The sequence below is a fragment of the Peribacillus frigoritolerans genome, assembly GCF_004358755.1.
Taxonomy (GTDB): domain Bacteria; phylum Bacillota; class Bacilli; order Bacillales; family Bacillaceae; genus Bacillus_P.
Map to the genome: position 1 here is coordinate 340458 of NZ_SMZY01000001.1, position 18102 is coordinate 358559.

Here is an 18102-nt window from a genome sequence, read left to right on the forward strand (position 1 = left end):
GATAAGAGGGGAGCATTTGTTGATGAGATTCAGAATAATACTACTGGCATTCATAACGGCAATTATATTCACTGGCTGTTCACAGCAATCTCATCAACCTCATGATGTTTCTGAACTTGCAGAGATACGAAAGCCGGCAACAGCAGAACGATATATTTCTGTTGATTTTCTTCAGGAGAAAAATCTTATTCCCATCTCGGATGAGAATTTCTTTTCAGTTGAAGGCTGGCTTGATAATCAGCATGTCCTTTATTTAAGTGAGAATGCAGAAAAATCAACGGTTTATAAATATAACCTCTTTACAGCTGAAAAAGAGAAAGTTTTTGAATCGGCAGCGTCAATCGTGCAGCTCGAATTGAATCCGGATAAAAACTTAATTCTTGTTCACTCGAGTCCATCGAGCTTTGAGGCTGAAATAACGATTATTGATCAAATGGGCAATGTAAAGACGAAACGGTCTATTCCTTCTTCTGAGCTTACTTTTTCATGGAGTCCGTCCGGAGAACGTTTATTTTTGACCTCATTTGATGAAAACTGGACGTTTCAAACTTTTATCTTGAATATGAGCGATTTCTCATTAGATAAAAATCCTGTGGAAATTCCATTTATTCAGTGGATGTCTGATGAGGATGTAACGTATCTGAAATGGGATGAAGCGGAACCTCAATTAACAGCTCCTTTATATAAGCATTCATTAGTGAGTAAGAAAGAAGTTTTGATTGATGAACATATTATTACTCACGCGAATTTTAAAGACCTTTCATTTGCTGTTGTAGTTGAGAATGAAGAAGAACCGGTTGGTTCTTATACTTTTTATGATGGTAATTACGAGAATTACATCTATTCTTTTGATGAAGAACTGCTGCCGCTATACTCGGAATGGCTTGTGCCTGAATTTGATTATTCAAGCAGAAGCGGCCTGTTTTATACATTTGTTCCAGCAGAAGATAATAAATTTAATTTAACATCCGTTGATCCTAAAAATAAAAAAACAGAGATTGTGTTAAAAAATATTGATAACAGTGAAATCAAACTTTCTCCCAACGGTGAACTGGCCTTGTACGGCTCCTATTTAGAAAAGGTAATTAACTTGAAAGACCCCGAAATTAAAAGTATTGTTAAGTGAAAACACATCAGGAGGCGGTAGAGTATATGGCAATTGCAGACGTAACTGTTATTCCGATCGGCACTGAAACGGCAAGTGTAAGCGAATATGTCGCTGCTGTTCAATCAATTCTTAAAGAATATGAACGTGAGGGCATAATTAAATTTCAGCTTACTCCAATGAATACAATTATTGAGGGTGAGTTATCTGATTTGCTCGATGTTATTAAAGCCATTCATGAATCACCGTTTGAGAAGGGGATTCAGCGTGTGGCCACTAATATCCGCATCGATGACCGCAGAGATAAATCTTCAACGATGGAGAGCAAGCTAAACAGTGTAAACCGACATTCAACGCTATAATCAATTCGGGAAAAGAAAAAGCGGCTCTAGTCTATTTCTGCTTGCGCAGACTGACTCGAGCCGCTTTTTTCGAACTTAAGAGATAAGAAAATATAAAACTTTGCACTTTGATACCGAACGAAATCGCTTATGCTTCTCAGGCAGTCAGAAACCGCAAGTATTGGCAAACAGCGCCTTTCTGCCGGACCCTTATTTGTTTGCCTGCGCTAAACGGTCACTTGCGCTTATCTTATTAATGCGCAGTCGGAAATCCATGATGGATGATAGTCATAAAAGTGAACCATCCAAATATTGCAAGAGTACCTCCGGCAAAGACGATGCCAAGTACGTTTTTGCCTTTAAACGAGCGGTAAAGTCCGTATGCAGACAGTAATGTAACTAGAGCGAATATAATAACTAATCCCATTTTGAAGCCCCCTGACGTATGTAAGTCTTTTTAAATGTAAACAGAATGAAAAACAAAATATTCCTTTTAATATTTTAAACGTTTTCATTCTGTTTGTCGAGGTCGAAATCTACCGTTACTTCATATGATTGAGCAATTTTTTGAACCAGCTCAGAGTCATGGCAGCCGGCATAAAACGTCTGATCACTGACAGCAAGTAAATGTTCTTCGATTTGCAGGATGCACATTTTCATCTGAGTGAACTCAGTTGATTTGAGCTGAAAATGGCAAACCATTTCCTTGAACAGGTAGTGATTGCCTGACTCTGAAATCATTCCATAGTCAATATAGGAGCTGTATATCTCTGTTGGATGCAGCTGTATTAATTCGTGAATTTCCTCATAGATATTCTTGGAGATAAATTGATTTTTTAATAAGATTGCCTGCTTGTAACAATCTGTTATCAGTATACTGCCATCTGAATCACAGTATTCATAGTCGGCAATGATGTCTTTAATATCTGCGTCTGAATGAAATTCGACTCCGTAATACATTTTCACCCCGCATTTCACTCCCTAATCATTTAGTTCAACATAAGTTTAGTGTAAAATAGAAAGAAAAATCATGCAATCGGGGTGTTTATATGAAATGGGAGCAGATGCCTTTAGGACCTCTCCAAACGAATTGTTATCTAATATCGAATGCTATGAAAGAATGTCTTGTCATCGATCCTGGAAGTGAAGGCAGAAAGTTAATTCAGCATATTCAAAAAAGAGGAATGAAGCCAATCGCGATTTTGCTGACACATGCACACTTTGACCACATTGGAGCTGTAGATGAAATACGTGATCAATTTAAGATACCAGTATACATTCACCGTCTAGAAAAAAAATGGCTTTCTAATCCGGCAATGAACGGATCAATGGCATTTATGTCACAGACCATTTCTGCTCGTGAAGCAGATCACTTAATCGATCAGGAAGATGCACTCACAATAGGCTCTTTTTCCTGTCAAATATACGAAACACCCGGACATTCACCAGGCAGCATTTCTTTTTATTTTAAAGAAGGCGGCTTTGTTGTTTCAGGGGATGCTTTATTTGCAGGCAGTATCGGCAGAACTGATTTGCCGCAGGGAGATCATGGTCAGTTAATTAAAAGCATTCATCAAAAGCTGCTTACTCTCCCGGAGGACACAATTGTTCTGCCTGGACACGGACAAGATACAACAATCGAACTCGAAATGGAAAGCAATCCATATTTAAATGGCTTTTAAAGGAAAGATGATTCAGCCTGTTATTGACTACATAAATAAACAAGGCGGAGCGATCACATATTCAGAATACATGAATCTTGTCCTCTATCATCCAGAGCTCGGGTATTATTCAAATAAGGAAAAGAAAATCGGCAAAGATGGGGATTTTTATACGGCCAGCAATGTTTCTGATGTCTTTGCAAAAGTATTTGCCAATCTGTTTGCAAGGCTCGTTAAAAGCGGGGCTGCAGAGCCCTTCTTTTGTGAACTGGGTGGGGGAACAGGAAGATTTCTTTCAGCCATGCTCCGTGAATGGGAAGAGATATCTCCAGAGACATTCAAGGTAATGAAGGTATATTCTGTTGAAAAAAGCGGATATCACAGAGAACTTCAATCAGCCAGTGTTAAGCTGAACCGTCTTACATCAATATCTTCCATAGATGATCTTCCAAAACCTTACAGCGGCATAATATTTTCTAATGAACTGTTTGATGCCTTTCCTGTAGAGGTTATAGAAAAAAGCAATAACCAATTGTTTGAAGTGTGTATTTCCTTTAATCAAGAAAATGAACTTGTTGAAAAACGAGTTCCTTTAAAAAATGATAAGATAAAAGATTACTTAAATTGGCAGGGAATCAAGCTTTGTGAAGGACAGCGCTTTGAGATTCCGCTCTCCATGCTCGAATATTTAGAAAAGATAAATGCCTTAGCTCACAAGGCAGTCATTGTTACAATTGACTATGGATATACAAATAAAGAATGGCAGCACCCAGCCAGATATAAAGGAAGCATGCGGGGGTACTTGAGGCATAGAATGATGACTCCGCTTGCGAACCCTTTTGAAATGGATCTGACTGCGCACATCCACTTTGATGCACTAGAGAAAAGGGCAGCAGAGTTTGGCTGGAATTTGCTGAAAAGCGAAAGGCAGGATCTATTTTTGGCGAACGCAGGAATTCTCTCTTACCTTATGGAAAATGGAGATCTAAATCCTTTTGGGGAAGCAGCCAAACAAAATAGAGCGATCAGAAGTTTAATTATGCCGGATGGGATGAGTTCTTCTTTTCAAGTATTTATACATGAAAAGGGAACAAACCTTCGTGAAAAAGATATCTATTAAAAAAGGTGAGCTGCCGCTGGCAGCTCACCTTTTTAATTTATCAATGGCCGCCCTGTCCAGGCACCATCATAAACGTTGTCCAATATGTAAAGCCTACGAAGAAAACGGTTAAATATGCTCCAAAAATGTAAATATACATGCGTTCAGATAATTTTAAATAAGATAAAAGTACGAAAAATCCAGTCTGTCCGAAGAATAATAATGAAGTCGTTTTCATATCTCCCAAATAAAACATGACAGCAAAGATGCCAGTCCAAAAGCCTAATACTCGGAACATGCGATCCATATGTCAATCCCTCCTTTGTTTAGTCCCTAAGTCCATCACTTTTTTTATTATAATGTACGTCCAATACCATTGTAAATAGCGTTTACATTCTAGAAGTGCCATTTATGTAACAAAGTGTAAACTTTTTATAAAAAAAAGATGGTTATTCCAAGGATTATTGCTGTACAAAAGTTAAACAAATACTGTACAATAAAATCAGAAAGTAAGAATTGCTGCCGTATGAGCGTTATTTTTAAACAAACCTTATACAAGAATGGGAGATGAAGAACAATGAACGAGTTACTTTTTTATAGTTATCCAAGCTGTACATCATGCAGGAAAACTAAGCATTGGTTAAAAGCGCACAATATCGAATTCAGTGAAAAGCATTTGTTTCGTGAAACTCCTTCTTATACAGAACTCCAGAAAATTCTTCAGCTTACAACAGACGGCATGGATGAGATTTTAGCTACCCGCAGCCAAACGTATAAAGATTTAAATTTAAATATTGATGATCTTCCTTTATCTGATGTCATAAAACTGATCATTGACGAGCCTAAGCTTTTAAGAAGACCGATTATTACAGATGGAAAAAAGCTTGTCGTTGGTTATAATCCCCAAGCTCTGACAAAACTTTCAAAGAAGAAGGAAGTTCATAAATCTGTTTCATGATTTATAAAGAACACTCCGTTCTTTATCGGAAACGAAAAAATGAGAATACGAGAGTAATCTTTAGAAATACCAAGTAAATATAATATATATTAGGAAATCAACCATTTTTAGCCATTTTCAATCCGCCATTTTCTTTGTATAGTGTATACAAATAGTTCATTATAAAGAACGAAAAGGTGGAGCTGAAATGACAGAAATACAATTCTTTTTAGAGGGCATTGGCAATAGGAATGTAGCAACTGACTATTCAAGTCCAAATTATATTTCCAATGAAATTAGCATTGAGAAAGCCTCAAAGGATTTCGCTAAAAAAAACAATCTTAAATACATCGATCATGAAATTCTAAACAGCGGCTACCGGGTATATTATATGAAACCGTCATTGCTTAAATCCAAGCGAAAACCCTACATCTATTACGCCAAAAGAGAAGCTTAAAAAAACCCTGCGTACATTCGCAGGGTTTTTCGCACTTAATGAACTGGGCAAGCTGGATTCGAACCAGCGCATGACGGAGTCAAAGTCCGTTGCCTTACCGCTTGGCTATAGCCCAATGAAAACCTTTATTCATTTTTGACAAAACAAGCAAAATTATACGATAAGCCGTGAAATTTTTATTTTATCTGGCAGATTATGAAATTATCAGACGGGAAAACGACTAAAATGGTTGAAAAAACTGCATTTTTAGGATGTGCATTCTAAACGGAAATCAAGTACGCTTTCACTAATTGAACAGAAAGGAGGATGTCATGAATTCAATCGAATTATTAAGTGAAAGAATTGTGGAAGAAGCGTGTTCATTACATGCATCAGACATCCATTTTGTCCCGAGAGAGAAGGATGCCGTTATTCAATATCGTATTGATGATGACCTTATCGAAAAGCGCTCCATCAGAAAAGAGGTATGTGAACGGATTATCGCACACTTTAAATTTTTGGCCTCTATGGATATTGGTGAAAGAAGAAGGCCGCAAAATGGCGCTTTGGCCCTTTCAAATGAAACCATAGATGTCCAGCTCCGTCTGTCAACGCTTCCAACAATCTTTGAAGAAAGTCTTGTGATCCGCATACTTCCAAATGAAGTGATTCCCTCGCTGGCGCATCTTTCTCTGTTTCCCCAAACAGCAAATAAGCTTCTCTCCTTTATTAACCACTCTCATGGTCTGATGGTATTTACAGGCCCGACTGGTTCAGGTAAAACCACCACTCTTTATTCTCTGATTCATTACGCAAAAAAACATTTTAACCGCAGCATTATTACCCTTGAAGATCCTGTTGAAACAAAAAGCTCTGAAGTCTTGCAGGTACAAGTAAATGAAAAAGCCGGAATTACTTATGCAGTTGGATTAAAAGCGATTCTGAGGCATGATCCTGACATTATCATGGTAGGTGAAATCAGGGACAGGGAAACAGCTCAAATAGCAGTCAGAGCAGCGCTGACAGGACACTTAGTATTATCAACGATGCATACTAGAGATGCAAAAGGAGCTATTTACAGAATGCTGGAGTTTGATGTCAGTTTATCTGAAATTGAACAAACCTTTTTAGCAGTTGTGGCACAAAGGCTTGTAGCGTTAAAATGCCCTTTTTGCGCGAATGTTTGTTCTCCGCACTGCAAAAAAATGAGAAAGTCCAGACGGCTTGGAATTTTTGAGATGCTTTATGGCAAAAATCTCACTCTCGCATTCAAGGAAGCCAGGGGAGAAGAAGTAGATTGTGACTATACAACCTTAAAAGATGTGATTAAAAAAGGGATCGCTTTAGGTTATTTATCTAATCAGTCTATGCATAAGTGGATATATCAGTATGAAGATTAAAAAAAAATGGCTGATAAAAGATCAGGCATTGTTCTTAAATAGACTCAGCGATCTTTTAGAAAAAGGATATACACTCAATGAAGCAATGAAATTCACATCGATTGATTTAAATGATGAAAAGAAACAAGCTGTTTTCTTTTGCCTGCGGGAATTATCCAAAGGAGTTCCTGTCCGCACAGCTTTTGAAAAGCTGAGCTTTCATACTGAAGTGCTAAGTTACTTGTACTTTGCAGAACGGCATGGAGATCTTGAAATGGCTCTTAGAGAAGGAGGAGAAATGCTCAGCCGCAAACTTGTTCAGCATGAAAAAATGAAGAAAGTTCTGCAATATCCTCTTTTCCTCTTTTTTACAATCGGCATTCTTCTGTATATTTCCCAGTCAGTTATCGCTCCGCAGTTTCAGCAAATTTATCACTCCATGAATATAAAGCCAAGTATATTGACTGAAATTCTATTTGTGATTTTTGAAGGTACAAAGATTTTTATTGTATTAATTCTCCTTCTATTTGTATTAGGCAGCATTTTTTACATCATTTATTTTAAAAAGCTGCCTCCTCAGGAAAAAATGAGAATTGCGATAAAAATTCCGCTCTGGAAGAAATTTGTGATCCTTATTAATAGCTACTATTTTTCGCTGCAGTTAAGCAATTTATTGAAAGGCGGCCTGTCTATATATGAAAGCCTGACGGTATTTGAAAATCAAAATTTGCTCCCTTTCTACAGGGATGAAGCTTCCTGGTTTATTGAACATCTAAAGAAAGGGGAGCGATTTGAAGGTTTAGTTGAACGAAACTCATTTTATGAAAAAGAGATGACCCAAGTAATTGGGCACGGACAAGCAAATGGGAATTTAGCTAGGGAGCTCTATACTTACAGTCAATTTGTTCTTGAGCGCCTTGAAGGCAAATTAATGAAATGGATCATGATGATCCAGCCCGCGGCTTATTTGGCTGTGGGAGTGACGGTTTTATTGATGTATTTATCAATGATTTTGCCAATGTATCACATGATGGAAGCTTTATAAAAAAGAGGAGGACCACCATGGTTAAAAGTGAGAAAGGTTTTACATTAATAGAAATGCTGATCGTCCTGCTTGTCATTTCTGTCCTGCTTTTGATTACCATTCCGAATATTACGAAGCATCACTCAAATATTCAGGCTAAAGGCTGCGAAGGTTTGAAAAATACACTACAGGCTCAGTCCACTGCCTATCAAATTGAACTAAAGTCGGTCCCTACAATTGATGACCTTAAGACAGAGAATTATATTGAGGAATCACCTGTATGCCCGAATGGAACCGAGCTGATTATTGATGGCGACGGAAAGGTTGCTGAGAAGGCAGGAGATTGAATCAGGCTATACATTAACAGAAACGATTATGGTGATGAGTATTGTATCTGTTCTTATGGTGTTAACGATGCTCATCATACAGCCATTTCAAAGTCAAAAAACGGCAGAATTATTTTTTGAAGCGCTTGAAAGGGATGTTCTTTATGCTCAGCAGCATGCAATCTCGAATAAAAAAGGGGTTATGATTCTTTTTGATACAGCCAAAAACCAGTACATCGGTGTAGAGGGAGGGATACCCGCAAAGAGGTTATTCACGGTAAGCTATGATTCCGATATTCAAATTACCCCAGCAACAATGGATGCCAGGGTTCAATTTAACAGTGAAGGCGGAATAACAGCAAGCGGAACAATGAATGTTGCCTATCGTAAAGAGAAGTACAGGATGATCTTTTATATGGGAATGGGGCGAATGAATGTTGAAGGGCTGTAATGGGTTTACGATGGCTGAAATACTTATGGCCTTTAGTATCTGGTCGATGATTTCTCTTATGCTGCTTCCGGCATCGGTTTATTTAAAAAAAGAGCGGGAAGAAAATAAGATTAAGCATGAAGCCTTGGTTCTTCTGAAAGATCACATTGAAACCCTGAATTTTGAAAACCGTGCAAAAGAAAACCTTATTCTTTCCGTTAAAAATCAAAGGTTTGAGATTATATGGAGCAAGGAGGAAGGAATTGATCAAGCTTGCATCAAATGGGAAAGCCAGAAAGATGCGGAAGCGGAATGCCTGTATTCTTTTTGAGAATAAGGGATTTACGTTTCTAAACATGCTGTTCTCTTTAAGCATAGTCGTTATTATTGTTTCTTCTTCGGTCATTCTTATCCCTTACCTTTATGGAATATCTGAAAGGGAAGATGATTTGAATCTTCTGGAATGGGAAGTTTTTCAGCAGCAGACCGTTATCGAAATGCGGGAAGGGACGAATTTGACCGTTGAGCCCCAAAGAATTTCATTCACTTCAAAATCAGGAAGGGTCATTGAATATGAAAAATACGGATTTCTTATTCGCAGACAAGTTGATGGAACGGGGCATATCATCTGTCTCAGAAATGTTAAAACTGTTAAATTTGAGCCTATTGCAGGCGGTGCATCTCTTACGGTTACCAGCATGACAGATAATGAGTACCGCTTCAGTCTCAGAAATTATCATGAACTGATGGCCATGAAATGAAAAACGAAAGTGGGTATATTCTTCCTTCAGTCTCGATATTGGTACTATTTTTTCTTATGGTTGTCTTTCATCACACAGCTTTATATATAACAGAAAAAAAGTTCTACGAGGAAAGAAGCCAGTCGGTATTATTAGAAAATCTTATGCTATTTGGGGTTAAACATTCTTTAAATCAAATTACTGGAGAAGATGCAGCAGAACAGCAGCTCATAAAACTTAAAAAAGGGACAATAGTTTATACGGTTACTGAAATTGATCCGGAACATATTCTTGTAGAACTGTCATGCGTAACAGAAAATAAGAATTTTACTTCATCTAAATATAGATACAGCATCATGCAAAAGAAAATTGTCGATTGGACGGTATATTAGAAGATCGCTTTAAAATCATTTCCCATAATGAGCAAATCTGTGTTAAAGTTATGAAAAAAATGCGGAGTGAATGTTTGTGAAGGCTATTTTTTTAACAGGATTTATGGGAACTGGAAAAACAACCATCGGAAAAGCTTTGGCTGCAAGGCTGAAAGTTCCTGTTTATGATATGGATGAATTCATTGCAGAAGAGACCGGAAAAGAAGTGAAGACAATCTTCAAAGAACAGGGAGAAGAATTCTTCCGGGATCTGGAGACAAAATCCATCAGGATGCTCCCCCTTGAAGATGTAGTCATTACAACAGGAGGCGGGCTTCCTGTCCGAACAGAAAACCGAAAGTATATGATGGAGAATGGAATAGTTGTATTTTTGCATACGGATCTTGATGTTATTTTTGAACGCCTAAAAGAGGATGAAAATCGGCCGCTTGCACTCCATGCTTCAAAAGAAGATCTTACTGAATTGTATTTGTCCAGAAAAACTGCTTATGAAGATTGCTCATTCATGATAAAAACGACAGGTAAATCAATAAATGAAGTTACTGAAGAAATGATTAAGAGATTAGAAAGACAAGACACTGGCTATACTGAATAAAAAAGTGTGCATGAGGTGTTTGTTTTGTCTACCAATGATTATGTGAAATATATGACACAGCAATTAGTTCGTTATATGGATACCCCAAAGGAAGTAAGAAAAGCAAAAAAGACGATCCGCAAAACGGAGCGGACTCCATTTGCAAGCAGATGGTTCGGAATTTTGCCATTTGCCGTCATGTTTTTTAAGAAGAAAAGAAGATAAAAAGGCCGGTGCTGGTTTGAAGTGACCCCGCAATATTAGAATGATCTAATATTTGGGTGCAATTCAAAACAGCACTTTTTTTTGAACTTGTGAATTAACTAAGGACCGATAAAAGTTTGCGGAAGAGGTTTGCGGTATAATTCAGGATCAGATTGAGAAGTTAAATCAGAATCTCCGTGTGTAATAAGAAAGGTACCCGTTTGGGTACCTTTTCTTGTATCGTTTCTTATTCCTTTAGTCTGCCTCTTCTAATACTTGAATCTTTTTTACTTTTTCTGTTTTGGCATCGTAAGAGATTGTTACAAAAACGCCAATGTCTTTCATTCCTTCACGTACGGTAACTTTATATTGTTTTACAGTTTGATTCTTTTTAGTATTATCCCAAATCTTTTGTGCAAATAGAACCTGTGACAAAGGATAACGTTTTTTTGTCTCTTTGACAGCAACGTTTTTCCAATCTGTGTGCTGTGCGGCAGAAACATCACTGGAAATTGAAACCAATGAAGGAGTTAATCCGTAGATAAAGAGAAGAAGAAATAAAACAATCGATTTTTTCAAACGTATCACCTTCCTTTTTAGTTATTTTTACCAAAAAAGGAGCTATTATTCAAAATTGGAATATTATCTGAAGGGGGCAATAAAATGGTATTCGTGATCATTTTCTTTTTTATTATCCTTATTGCTGCAATTGTTACAGATGGGAATAGAAGTAAAAACAGACACAGAGGCACCGGTTCCTCCGCAATCTTTCCTGTTGCCGGAACAGATTCGGATGATCGTCATCGCTCTGACTCTGGCTTCTTTGACTGGGGAGGCGGAGGAGATTCAGGAGGAGGTGACGGCGGCGGGGGAGGCGGGGGAGATTAAGCGGAATAAAACCGTCCGTAGGCGGCTTTATTCTTCTTTTCGTTTTTGCGGAAAGTCGAACCGAAGATCTTCCATTTCATATACTTGACTCAATGTTTCTTTTTTTCTTTATATCGTTTAAATTTTATAAAATCCTGAAAGGTGCGAAAATCATCCTTCGTCAATCCCTGATCAATAGCCTCAGAAATGAGATCCGTCCATTCTTCGTCCAATTGTTTTTCTGCCTTAGGTTTTGAATCCTGATCCTCTGCAAGAAGCTGTTCTAGGTCCGTTCCTAATGAAACAGCAACTTTAGTCAAAAACTGCATAGAAGGATTTTTTTGAATATCCCGCTCAATATAGCTTAAATAGGATTTTGAAACTCCTGATAGCTCTGCGAGTTCAGAAAGGGAGTATCCTTTCTTTTGCCGTAAAGATTTAATCCTTTCCCCAATCATCAAGAATGCTCCTTTAATATCAATGTGTTTTCATTATATAGAACATATCGTTCTTTATAAAGTGGTGAAATAGTAAGAAAATAAGAGCAAACAGCAGGTTGTGCGCGTAAAATGTTCTTTAAAACGAAAATTCAGCGGTTTTTAATGATATATTATTTGTCTTTAACGTCTTATAATTTAATAGATCCTTATAATAAATAACTGGTTGCATAAAAATAAATCAGGCAGCAATAAATTGCAATTAAATTGTTCTTAATTGAGAATATCCAGCTGAAAATCACCAAAAAGGGGAGACGCTTTTGAAACGCGCTTTCATTTTTTTGGCTGTTGTTAATGCATTAGATGCTTTGCTTACTGTTATTGGTCTTCAATACGATTTAATAGCTGAAGCTAATCCATTTATGAAGCTGCTCTATGAAATACATCCCCTTTTATTTGCAGGTTTCAAACTATCCTTTTCTATTTTTTTACTTTTATTTATTTTTTTCAGGTGCCTGCCTTCTTCAGCAGCAGTAAAATTCATTGCTTATACAGCTTCTATTGCTTATGGAATTGTGTTGGCGATGCATGTCTATTGGATTCATATCATTTTTATTTAGAGTGGAGGACAGTAGTATGTATAAAAAACTTTGCAATCGCTGTTATCAGTCTTCATTCAGCAGCTGTCCGGCAGATCGGTGGATTTGTCCAATCTGCACAAATGATCTGACAAAAATAAAAGCTATTCGAGCGGTGCATACCGCTAATTTTAATCCGGAAAAGTATTTAATAAAGAATAGGATGAAATTAACCGGTAATTTTGATAGATATGCATAAAAAAAACGCTCTGGCAAAATACCAGAACGTCTTTGTCCTTTATTGATTTGGGTCATTTAACGTTTAGCCGCATGGTGAACCGAAATTTAAAAAGCACCACATGGAATGAGCCTGATAAAAGGCTCTATTCATGTGGTGCAGGAATTTATTATTTATCTTGGTTCATTTTCCACCGGTTAAATTCAAGAAATTCACGAAATTGATCCTTCGTCACACCAGAATCCATCGCTTCTTTCACGAGGTTTGCCCATTCACTATCAAGATTATCTTTTTTAGTCTCATAAATTGGTTCGTCTAAAATCAGGGTATTCATAGATACTCCAAGTACAGATGAGACCTTTTCAAGAAATTGAACAGAAGGATTTGACTGCAGATTCCGTTCAATTGAACTCAAATACGATTTAGCAACACCAGCGCGATCGGCAAGCTCTGATAGAGAAAGTCCTCGTTCTTTGCGGTATTTACGGATGCGTTCACCAATCATATGATCACCTTCCCAGAGCCATTATAGCATATAACGAAGGTGGTGTTATATATATAGAACGATTTTTACAAAAAAAAATATGTACAATTCTTGTTTGTCAATTTTTAAGTGTTTGCGTTTTAAGAAATTCTCTAATTTCTTCTTTGCTGATGCCCATTTTCAAAGCTGACAGGATTAACTCTTTCCATTCCTGATCCATCTTTTCTACTTCCTTCATTAATATCTCCATTTTTTCTCCTCCTAAAATACGTCTCTGTATTTCAGGCAGTCCAGCCATCATAGTTTTTGTAAACCTTAGATCTGTGACTTTGCGTCCCTGCCTTTCAGCAAGTTTGCCTTTGTCTGATATGTGCAATCGTTCATTTTGCATAAATCAAGTTTTTGTTTCTTTAGTCCTTCAGAAGAGTGTATCTTATTTACTACTATTATAAAAAATGATTTTTGCTTTTTGTGCTGAAATGTGTCGATTGAAAAATATTTTTTGATTTTTATGAAAATACTTGAATTAATTGGGTGTAAATTCCTTTAATGTAGGCATTTTGATGGGTTTTGTTTTTAAGAAGCGACAGAAAATTTTACGCGATAAAACAAACTGCAAAATCTCATTTTCTTATTTGAAAATGAGATTTTGCAGTTTTCGACATTAATAGAACGCATTTTGCGACAAATAAAAAATTCCGCCATTTACAATCGAAACGTTTATTTGCGGATCATATAATTCTTTCAATGCTTCTTTTTCTAATTGGTAGGCTTCCGGTTTTTCATCAAGATCTTCATAAAAATGGCTGAGCAGCATCATATCAGCATTCCAGCGCTGTCTGGCATCTTCCGCCCAAGAGTGATCATCCTGCTCAATAATGGATTGAATATAGTTTTGAATTCGATTTAACCCGCTTTGTTCCTTAATCATTGGGGAGGTCGTAAAACAAAGATCAGGAATGCGGGGAGTAAGCGTCATTTTTTCCAATTGATCCTGGAAGTTTTCAATGATTGCGCCGCTGATCAAATGGAGACCGATTGAATAAAGCTGGTCCTTCTTTTTGTCGCTCTGATAAGATACCATAATATTTACTCCAAGCCATGGATGCAGTGATTGAGAGCTTCCTTTGTTCGGAGGACTTTCATAAAGGCGGATGTGGCTTCCAAGCTTTTTGCTCGTCCGGAAAATTTGATGGAGCCGCGGTGCGCCGAAATGCATGATTTCTCCTTTTAAATCTTCTGGGGCCTGTTTGGCATCTGTAAGAAATGTCAGTTGCATAGGATTTGGAACACCGCCGGTTTTTTCAAGATAAGTCCAGTAAAAAGGCCGATTCATCAGCTCTTTATCCATTTCGATTGTTAACTGCACAGTCATATACTCTGGCTGTTTATCTGTGATCTGACATGAATTTGCTGTGAAAAAACTTTCTAAGAATTGGCTGATCTCTTGCTGCAGCATATCTTCTGGCCTCCTTGCCTGTTTTTATTTTCCATTTGCAGCTTTTTGTTCTGATTGTTCCTGTTCTGCAAAATGAAGGATGGATGTTAAATTTTCCATTTTGATTTTCATTTCGCCCTCGCTTTTTGATTGAAAGAGAATGTCCTGCAAATGATCTTCAAAATTGGAAATATCCAATTTGGTTAAGATTTCATCAAGCTCACCGATTACTTTTTCGAATAGATTAATTTTTTCATAAAGCAGTTTTAATATATGCTCTTCGACCGTGTTTTTTGTAGCCATGTTATAGATGTAAACGTCCTTTTCCTGACCGAGGCGATGAATCCGGCCAATTCTTTGTTCAAGCCGCATAGGATTCCAGGGCAGGTCATAATTGATGATATGATTGCAAAATTGAAGATTTATGCCTTCGCCCCCGGCTTCTGTTGCAATCAGGACTTGAACGCGGTTTTTAAATAAATCTTTCATCCAATCTTTTTTGCCCCGCTTAAATCCTCCCCTAAATGGCACAGAAGTAATGCCGTGCTGCTGCAAAAACCACTGCAGGTAAAATTGAGTGGCACGGTATTCAGTAAAAATGATCACTTTATCATCAATTCTTTTAATTAGCTCCACTGTTTTTTGTGCTTTAGAGTTTCCGTCCACCTCATCAATGCACTGAATCAATTCCCTGATAATAGGTTCAGGAAGCGGGGAGGCTTCACCTTCAGGCCGCTCAATCATTTTTTTCAGCGTCATATAAACAGCTTCTCTGCTTGAGCAAGCTTCTCTTTGAAGGGTCATGATGGAAAACATGCTTGTAGAAGCCGTTCCGAACGATTTCAGCCTTGAAATGGCTGTGTACAAATTTCGTTCAGTTGGAGAGAGTTCAATCGGAACCGTTTCAACATGGCGTTTAGGCCAGTCAATTCCGGTATCGCCGCGGCGGTTTCGAATCATGACCTTGTTGACAAGCTCCTGCAGATGCTCATGATGTTCGAGTGAGCGATTTTTTGCTGAGAAAACTTCTGAAAAGTAAGCTTCGTTTCCAAGATGACCGGGTTTGAGAAGAGAGACAAGATTGAAAATCTCTTCTACACGGTTTTGGATTGGAGTTGCAGTCAGAAGCAGGCAGTATTTCTTTTTCAGGCTCTGAACAAATTCATAGTTTTTTGTTTTATTATTTTTGAGTTTATGAGCCTCATCGATAATGACTAAATCATATTGCTGGGCAAGGACAATTTCCCTGTGAGGACTTCGTTTTGCTGTATCAATAGAAGAAACAACCACATCACATGCTTCCCATACATAGCTCTTCTTCTGCTCAACAGCTGGAATATAAAATTTTTCATGCAGTTCTCTTGCCCATTGTGACACAAGAGAGGCCGGCACAAGAATTAAGATCTTATTGGCCAGTCCGCGGATCATATATTCTTTTACAATCAGTCCAGCTTCAATCGTTTTTCCAAGCCCTACCTCATCTGCCAGTATCGCTTTGCCGTTCATATGCTCTACTACTTGTCTTGCAACCTCTAATTGATGCGGAAGCGGTGTGAAATCGGTCAGATGATTTGGTGCCTGCAAGCCTTCAAATGAAGGAACAATTAAATGTTTTTGCACTTCACAGGCGAGTTTGTAATTTTCCCAGCTTGCCCAGGGTCCATCATCTTCAAGTTTCTTAAAAAAAGTATCCTGCCAGGAGGAATCAAAGTTGATTTTTACATTCATTAATGACAGCCCTTTCAAGAAAAGGTAATGTTATACTGAATCGTTCACTTTAAAGTGTGAATTCGTAATTTATTATGATAAAATACAAATAAAATAGGTTAAACACGAACATTAAACTAAAATACATGTTTAATATTTGTGTAAAAATAGATTGATGAATATTGTTCATAATGGTAGGATGTTAATAAGTAAGAAAGTTGCTAACATACTTACTTTTCAGTCAGCATGCTTCTTATGTCAAAAATGTCAAAATGTCAAAGAATGTTATCTCTTAGTATGACCAGTTTTAAAGAAAATATGAGCGAATGAGAACAAGGGGAGAGACTGCCGGCGGCTTCATTGGATGTATGCCGCAAACGCAGCGCCGAAGGAGCAAACATCTGTGAATCTCTCAGGCAAAAGAACTCTTGTTTGACGCAACTCTGGAGAGAGTTTGTGAAAGCGGCAAACCACCAAAGGGGAAAGCTTTGCATATATTGGCAAGGTAAACTTTCAGGTGCAGGGACAGAGACTTCCTTTTTATATAAAGGGGGGTCTCTGTCCTTTTTTTATACTTTTTGGGGAGGCGATTTGATTATGGCGGATTTAAAGCGAACACCATTATTTGATGTCTATAAAGAGCACGGAGCAAAGACCATTGATTTTGGAGGATGGGATCTTCCCGTTCAATTTTCTTCTATTAAAGAGGAACACGAAGCAGTTCGGGGAATGGCAGGTTTATTCGATGTTTCGCATATGGGCGAAATTGAAGTGGCAGGCACGGACAGTCTAGCTTTTCTTCAAAAAACGATGACAAATGATGTCTCCCTGCTGAAAGACGGCGGTGCGCAGTACACGGCTATGTGCTATGAAGATGGCGGAACAGTGGACGATTTATTAATTTATAAAAAATCAGACTCTCATTATTTATTAGTCGTTAATGCTTCAAATATTGAAAAAGATTATGATTGGCTGAGCTCGCACAAATTCGGAGATGTACAGCTGCGTAATGTTTCATCTGAAATTGCCCAGCTGGCCATTCAGGGTCCTAAAGCTGAATCGATTCTTCAACAATTAACAGAAACAGATTTAAGTGAAATCAAGTTTTTTAAATTCAAAGATGACGTTGTCATAAATGATGTAAAAGCACTTGTCTCAAGAACAGGTTATACAGGCGAAGACGGCTTTGAAGTCTATTGCCCTTCTTCAGAAGCGCCTTCTTTATGGAATGCGATTTTAGAAGCAGGCAAAAATGAAGGAATTCTTCCTTGCGGTCTAGGGGCACGCGATACACTGCGCTTTGAAGCAAATCTTCCTTTGTATGGCCAGGAGCTTACTAAGGACATTACTCCGATTGAGGCAGGGATTGGCTTTGCCGTAAAACCGAACAAAGAGGCAGACTTCATCGGCAAAGATGTATTAAAAGAACAAAAAGAGAATGGCACGGCAAGAAAGCTTGCCGGTATAGAGATGATTGACAAGGGAATTCCAAGGCATGGTTATGAAGTATTTCATGGAGACGAACAAATCGGCGAGGTAACGACCGGCACACAATCTCCTACATTAAAGAAAAATATTGGCTGGGCTATGCTGAAAAAGGAATTTGCAGAACCAGGTTCTGAAGTGAGTGTTCAGGTGCGCAAGAAACGCTTAAAAGCAGTTGTAGTTTCAACACCTTTTTATAAACGACCAAAAAAATGAACTA

Annotated in this window: 27 protein-coding genes, 1 tRNA gene and 2 riboswitches; of the genes, 18 read left to right on the top strand and 10 right to left on the bottom strand. The window is 37.8% G+C overall.

From position 1 onward, the window contains the following. The first annotated feature begins 22 nt into the window (after positions 1–22). Positions 23–1126 carry a hypothetical protein gene (locus E2R53_RS01635; protein WP_133310108.1) on the top strand — a complete coding sequence of 368 codons (1104 nt, stop codon included), beginning with the start codon at positions 23–25 and terminating at the stop codon, positions 1124–1126. 26 nt (positions 1127–1152) lie between these two features. Then, the gene (locus E2R53_RS01640; RefSeq protein WP_133310109.1) at positions 1153–1467 is read left to right on the top strand and encodes an MTH1187 family thiamine-binding protein; all 315 of its coding nucleotides are present in this window, start codon (positions 1153–1155) and stop codon (positions 1465–1467) included. A gap of 232 nt (positions 1468–1699) precedes the next feature. Here E2R53_RS01640 and E2R53_RS01645 read toward each other — a convergent pair whose 3' ends face one another. Both E2R53_RS01645 and E2R53_RS01650 read right to left on the bottom strand, forming a co-directional pair. Further along, the gene (locus E2R53_RS01645) at positions 1700–1873 is read right to left on the bottom strand and encodes a DUF2759 domain-containing protein (protein ID WP_133310110.1); all 174 of its coding nucleotides are present in this window, start codon (positions 1871–1873) and stop codon (positions 1700–1702) included. 74 nt (positions 1874–1947) lie between these two features. Then, positions 1948–2412, bottom strand: a complete 465-nt coding sequence (locus E2R53_RS01650) for a hypothetical protein (RefSeq protein ID WP_133310111.1) — start codon at positions 2410–2412, stop codon at positions 1948–1950. 83 nt (positions 2413–2495) lie between these two features. Between E2R53_RS01650 and E2R53_RS01655 the strand changes: the two genes are divergently transcribed. Both E2R53_RS01655 and E2R53_RS01660 read left to right on the top strand, forming a co-directional pair. Then, positions 2496–3128 (top strand): MBL fold metallo-hydrolase, encoded by a 633-nt coding sequence (locus E2R53_RS01655; RefSeq protein ID WP_133310112.1) that lies wholly within the window; start codon positions 2496–2498, stop codon positions 3126–3128. Continuing rightward, a complete protein-coding gene (locus E2R53_RS01660; protein WP_286166040.1) occupies positions 3118–4227 on the top strand; it encodes a class I SAM-dependent methyltransferase in 1110 nt (369 codons plus the stop codon). Before E2R53_RS01655 ends, E2R53_RS01660 begins: the two co-directional genes overlap by 11 nt. Before the next feature lie 40 nt (positions 4228–4267). Here the strand turns inward: E2R53_RS01660 and E2R53_RS01665 are convergent, their stop codons facing one another. Beyond that, positions 4268–4513, bottom strand: a complete 246-nt coding sequence (locus E2R53_RS01665; protein ID WP_070876617.1) for a DUF2626 domain-containing protein — start codon at positions 4511–4513, stop codon at positions 4268–4270. A gap of 270 nt (positions 4514–4783) precedes the next feature. On the opposite strand from E2R53_RS01665, the gene E2R53_RS01670 reads away from it, so the two are divergent. Then, positions 4784–5164 carry a Spx/MgsR family RNA polymerase-binding regulatory protein gene (locus tag E2R53_RS01670; RefSeq protein ID WP_133310113.1) on the top strand — a complete coding sequence of 127 codons (381 nt, stop codon included), beginning with the start codon at positions 4784–4786 and terminating at the stop codon, positions 5162–5164. Positions 5165–5351: 187 nt separating this feature from the next. After that, a complete protein-coding gene (locus E2R53_RS01675) occupies positions 5352–5600 on the top strand; it encodes a hypothetical protein (RefSeq protein WP_133310114.1) in 249 nt (82 codons plus the stop codon). A 43-nt stretch (positions 5601–5643) separates the two neighbouring features. Here the strand turns inward: E2R53_RS01675 and E2R53_RS01680 are convergent. Further along, a tRNA-Gln gene (locus E2R53_RS01680) sits at positions 5644–5715 on the bottom strand. A 196-nt stretch (positions 5716–5911) separates the two neighbouring features. Here E2R53_RS01680 and comGA point away from each other — a divergent pair. The 9 genes from comGA (at position 5912) to E2R53_RS01725 (ending at position 10669) form a co-directional block, all read left to right on the top strand. After that, complete coding sequence (gene comGA / locus E2R53_RS01685; protein WP_133310115.1) at positions 5912–6979, top strand: competence type IV pilus ATPase ComGA; 1068 nt, start codon at positions 5912–5914, stop codon at positions 6977–6979. Then, entirely contained in the window at positions 6969–8003 is a 1035-nt protein-coding gene (gene comGB, locus E2R53_RS01690; protein WP_133310116.1) for a competence type IV pilus assembly protein ComGB, read from the top strand. Before comGA ends, comGB begins: the two co-directional genes overlap by 11 nt. A 17-nt stretch (positions 8004–8020) precedes the next feature. Next, positions 8021–8329 (top strand): competence type IV pilus major pilin ComGC, encoded by a 309-nt coding sequence (gene comGC, locus E2R53_RS01695; protein WP_133310117.1) that lies wholly within the window; start codon positions 8021–8023, stop codon positions 8327–8329. Continuing rightward, positions 8292–8759 carry a competence type IV pilus minor pilin ComGD gene (gene comGD, locus E2R53_RS01700; RefSeq protein ID WP_133310118.1) on the top strand — a complete coding sequence of 156 codons (468 nt, stop codon included), beginning with the start codon at positions 8292–8294 and terminating at the stop codon, positions 8757–8759. The genes comGC and comGD overlap by 38 nt, the downstream gene beginning before the upstream one ends. Next, positions 8743–9069, top strand: a complete 327-nt coding sequence (comGE, locus tag E2R53_RS01705) for a competence type IV pilus minor pilin ComGE (protein WP_133310119.1) — start codon at positions 8743–8745, stop codon at positions 9067–9069. The genes comGD and comGE overlap by 17 nt, the downstream gene beginning before the upstream one ends. After that, positions 9002–9499 (top strand): competence type IV pilus minor pilin ComGF, encoded by a 498-nt coding sequence (gene comGF / locus E2R53_RS01710; RefSeq protein WP_133310120.1) that lies wholly within the window; start codon positions 9002–9004, stop codon positions 9497–9499. Before comGE ends, comGF begins: the two co-directional genes overlap by 68 nt. Continuing rightward, positions 9496–9870, top strand: a complete 375-nt coding sequence (gene comGG, locus E2R53_RS01715; RefSeq protein WP_133310121.1) for a competence type IV pilus minor pilin ComGG — start codon at positions 9496–9498, stop codon at positions 9868–9870. The genes comGF and comGG overlap by 4 nt, the downstream gene beginning before the upstream one ends. Positions 9871–9946: 76 nt before the next feature. Next, positions 9947–10465 carry a shikimate kinase gene (locus tag E2R53_RS01720; protein WP_165970854.1) on the top strand — a complete coding sequence of 173 codons (519 nt, stop codon included), beginning with the start codon at positions 9947–9949 and terminating at the stop codon, positions 10463–10465. A 24-nt stretch (positions 10466–10489) separates the two neighbouring features. Then, on the top strand, positions 10490–10669 hold the full coding sequence (locus E2R53_RS01725) for a YqzE family protein (RefSeq protein ID WP_133310123.1): 180 nt from the start codon (positions 10490–10492) through the stop codon (positions 10667–10669). A gap of 234 nt (positions 10670–10903) precedes the next feature. On the opposite strand, the gene E2R53_RS01730 is transcribed toward E2R53_RS01725, so the two are convergent. Then, positions 10904–11227, bottom strand: coding sequence for a DUF3889 domain-containing protein (locus E2R53_RS01730; protein WP_133310124.1), 324 nt, complete (start codon positions 11225–11227; stop codon positions 10904–10906). 84 nt (positions 11228–11311) lie between these two features. Between E2R53_RS01730 and E2R53_RS01735 the strand changes: the two genes are divergently transcribed. Further along, positions 11312–11536, top strand: a complete 225-nt coding sequence (locus E2R53_RS01735) for a hypothetical protein (protein ID WP_133310125.1) — start codon at positions 11312–11314, stop codon at positions 11534–11536. 89 nt (positions 11537–11625) lie between these two features. Here E2R53_RS01735 and E2R53_RS01740 read toward each other — a convergent pair whose 3' ends face one another. Next, positions 11626–11973, bottom strand: coding sequence for a helix-turn-helix domain-containing protein (locus E2R53_RS01740; protein ID WP_133310126.1), 348 nt, complete (start codon positions 11971–11973; stop codon positions 11626–11628). A 299-nt stretch (positions 11974–12272) separates the two neighbouring features. Between E2R53_RS01740 and E2R53_RS01745 the strand changes: the two genes are divergently transcribed. After that, a complete protein-coding gene (locus tag E2R53_RS01745; RefSeq protein ID WP_133310127.1) occupies positions 12273–12572 on the top strand; it encodes a DUF5658 family protein in 300 nt (99 codons plus the stop codon). Positions 12573–12937: 365 nt separating this feature from the next. On the opposite strand, the gene E2R53_RS01750 is transcribed toward E2R53_RS01745, so the two are convergent. From E2R53_RS01750 to E2R53_RS01765, 4 genes are all read right to left on the bottom strand, one after another. After that, positions 12938–13273: a helix-turn-helix domain-containing protein gene (locus tag E2R53_RS01750; RefSeq protein WP_133310128.1), complete on the bottom strand. Its 336-nt coding sequence runs from the start codon at positions 13271–13273 to the stop codon at positions 12938–12940. A 97-nt stretch (positions 13274–13370) separates the two neighbouring features. Further along, positions 13371–13502, bottom strand: a complete 132-nt coding sequence (locus E2R53_RS01755; RefSeq protein WP_083328201.1) for an anti-repressor SinI family protein — start codon at positions 13500–13502, stop codon at positions 13371–13373. A 31-nt stretch (positions 13503–13533) separates the two neighbouring features. Beyond that, a riboswitch (cyclic di-GMP riboswitch) is annotated at positions 13534–13620 on the bottom strand. A gap of 296 nt (positions 13621–13916) precedes the next feature. Continuing rightward, the gene (locus E2R53_RS01760) at positions 13917–14711 is read right to left on the bottom strand and encodes a YqhG family protein (RefSeq protein WP_133310129.1); all 795 of its coding nucleotides are present in this window, start codon (positions 14709–14711) and stop codon (positions 13917–13919) included. Between the two features lie 24 nt (positions 14712–14735). Continuing rightward, on the bottom strand, positions 14736–16418 hold the full coding sequence (locus tag E2R53_RS01765; RefSeq protein ID WP_133310130.1) for a DEAD/DEAH box helicase: 1683 nt from the start codon (positions 16416–16418) through the stop codon (positions 14736–14738). A 305-nt stretch (positions 16419–16723) separates the two neighbouring features. Beyond that, positions 16724–16835, top strand: a riboswitch (glycine riboswitch). 159 nt (positions 16836–16994) lie between these two features. Between E2R53_RS01765 and gcvT the strand changes: the two genes are divergently transcribed. Then, positions 16995–18098: a glycine cleavage system aminomethyltransferase GcvT gene (gene gcvT, locus E2R53_RS01770; protein WP_133310131.1), complete on the top strand. Its 1104-nt coding sequence runs from the start codon at positions 16995–16997 to the stop codon at positions 18096–18098. The last annotated feature ends 4 nt before the right edge of the window (positions 18099–18102 follow it).

Coding starts and splice junctions, on each gene's coding strand:
- E2R53_RS01635 (WP_133310108.1), top strand. CDS start 23: ATGAGATTCAGAATAATACTACTGGCATTCATAACGGCAATTATATTC.
- E2R53_RS01640 (WP_133310109.1), top strand. CDS start 1,153: ATGGCAATTGCAGACGTAACTGTTATTCCGATCGGCACTGAAACGGCA.
- E2R53_RS01645 (WP_133310110.1), bottom strand. CDS start 1,873: ATGGGATTAGTTATTATATTCGCTCTAGTTACATTACTGTCTGCATAC.
- E2R53_RS01655 (WP_133310112.1), top strand. CDS start 2,496: ATGAAATGGGAGCAGATGCCTTTAGGACCTCTCCAAACGAATTGTTAT.
- E2R53_RS01660 (WP_286166040.1), top strand. CDS start 3,118: ATGGCTTTTAAAGGAAAGATGATTCAGCCTGTTATTGACTACATAAAT.
- E2R53_RS01665 (WP_070876617.1), bottom strand. CDS start 4,513: ATGGATCGCATGTTCCGAGTATTAGGCTTTTGGACTGGCATCTTTGCT.
- E2R53_RS01670 (WP_133310113.1), top strand. CDS start 4,784: ATGAACGAGTTACTTTTTTATAGTTATCCAAGCTGTACATCATGCAGG.
- E2R53_RS01675 (WP_133310114.1), top strand. CDS start 5,352: ATGACAGAAATACAATTCTTTTTAGAGGGCATTGGCAATAGGAATGTA.
- comGA (WP_133310115.1), top strand. CDS start 5,912: ATGAATTCAATCGAATTATTAAGTGAAAGAATTGTGGAAGAAGCGTGT.
- comGB (WP_133310116.1), top strand. CDS start 6,969: ATGAAGATTAAAAAAAAATGGCTGATAAAAGATCAGGCATTGTTCTTA.
- comGC (WP_133310117.1), top strand. CDS start 8,021: ATGGTTAAAAGTGAGAAAGGTTTTACATTAATAGAAATGCTGATCGTC.
- comGD (WP_133310118.1), top strand. CDS start 8,292: ATGGCGACGGAAAGGTTGCTGAGAAGGCAGGAGATTGAATCAGGCTAT.
- comGE (WP_133310119.1), top strand. CDS start 8,743: ATGTTGAAGGGCTGTAATGGGTTTACGATGGCTGAAATACTTATGGCC.
- comGG (WP_133310121.1), top strand. CDS start 9,496: ATGAAAAACGAAAGTGGGTATATTCTTCCTTCAGTCTCGATATTGGTA.
- E2R53_RS01735 (WP_133310125.1), top strand. CDS start 11,312: ATGGTATTCGTGATCATTTTCTTTTTTATTATCCTTATTGCTGCAATT.
- E2R53_RS01740 (WP_133310126.1), bottom strand. CDS start 11,973: ATGATTGGGGAAAGGATTAAATCTTTACGGCAAAAGAAAGGATACTCC.
- E2R53_RS01750 (WP_133310128.1), bottom strand. CDS start 13,273: ATGATTGGTGAACGCATCCGTAAATACCGCAAAGAACGAGGACTTTCT.
- E2R53_RS01755 (WP_083328201.1), bottom strand. CDS start 13,502: ATGGAGATATTAATGAAGGAAGTAGAAAAGATGGATCAGGAATGGAAA.
- E2R53_RS01760 (WP_133310129.1), bottom strand. CDS start 14,711: ATGCTGCAGCAAGAGATCAGCCAATTCTTAGAAAGTTTTTTCACAGCA.
- E2R53_RS01765 (WP_133310130.1), bottom strand. CDS start 16,418: ATGAATGTAAAAATCAACTTTGATTCCTCCTGGCAGGATACTTTTTTT.
- gcvT (WP_133310131.1), top strand. CDS start 16,995: ATGGCGGATTTAAAGCGAACACCATTATTTGATGTCTATAAAGAGCAC.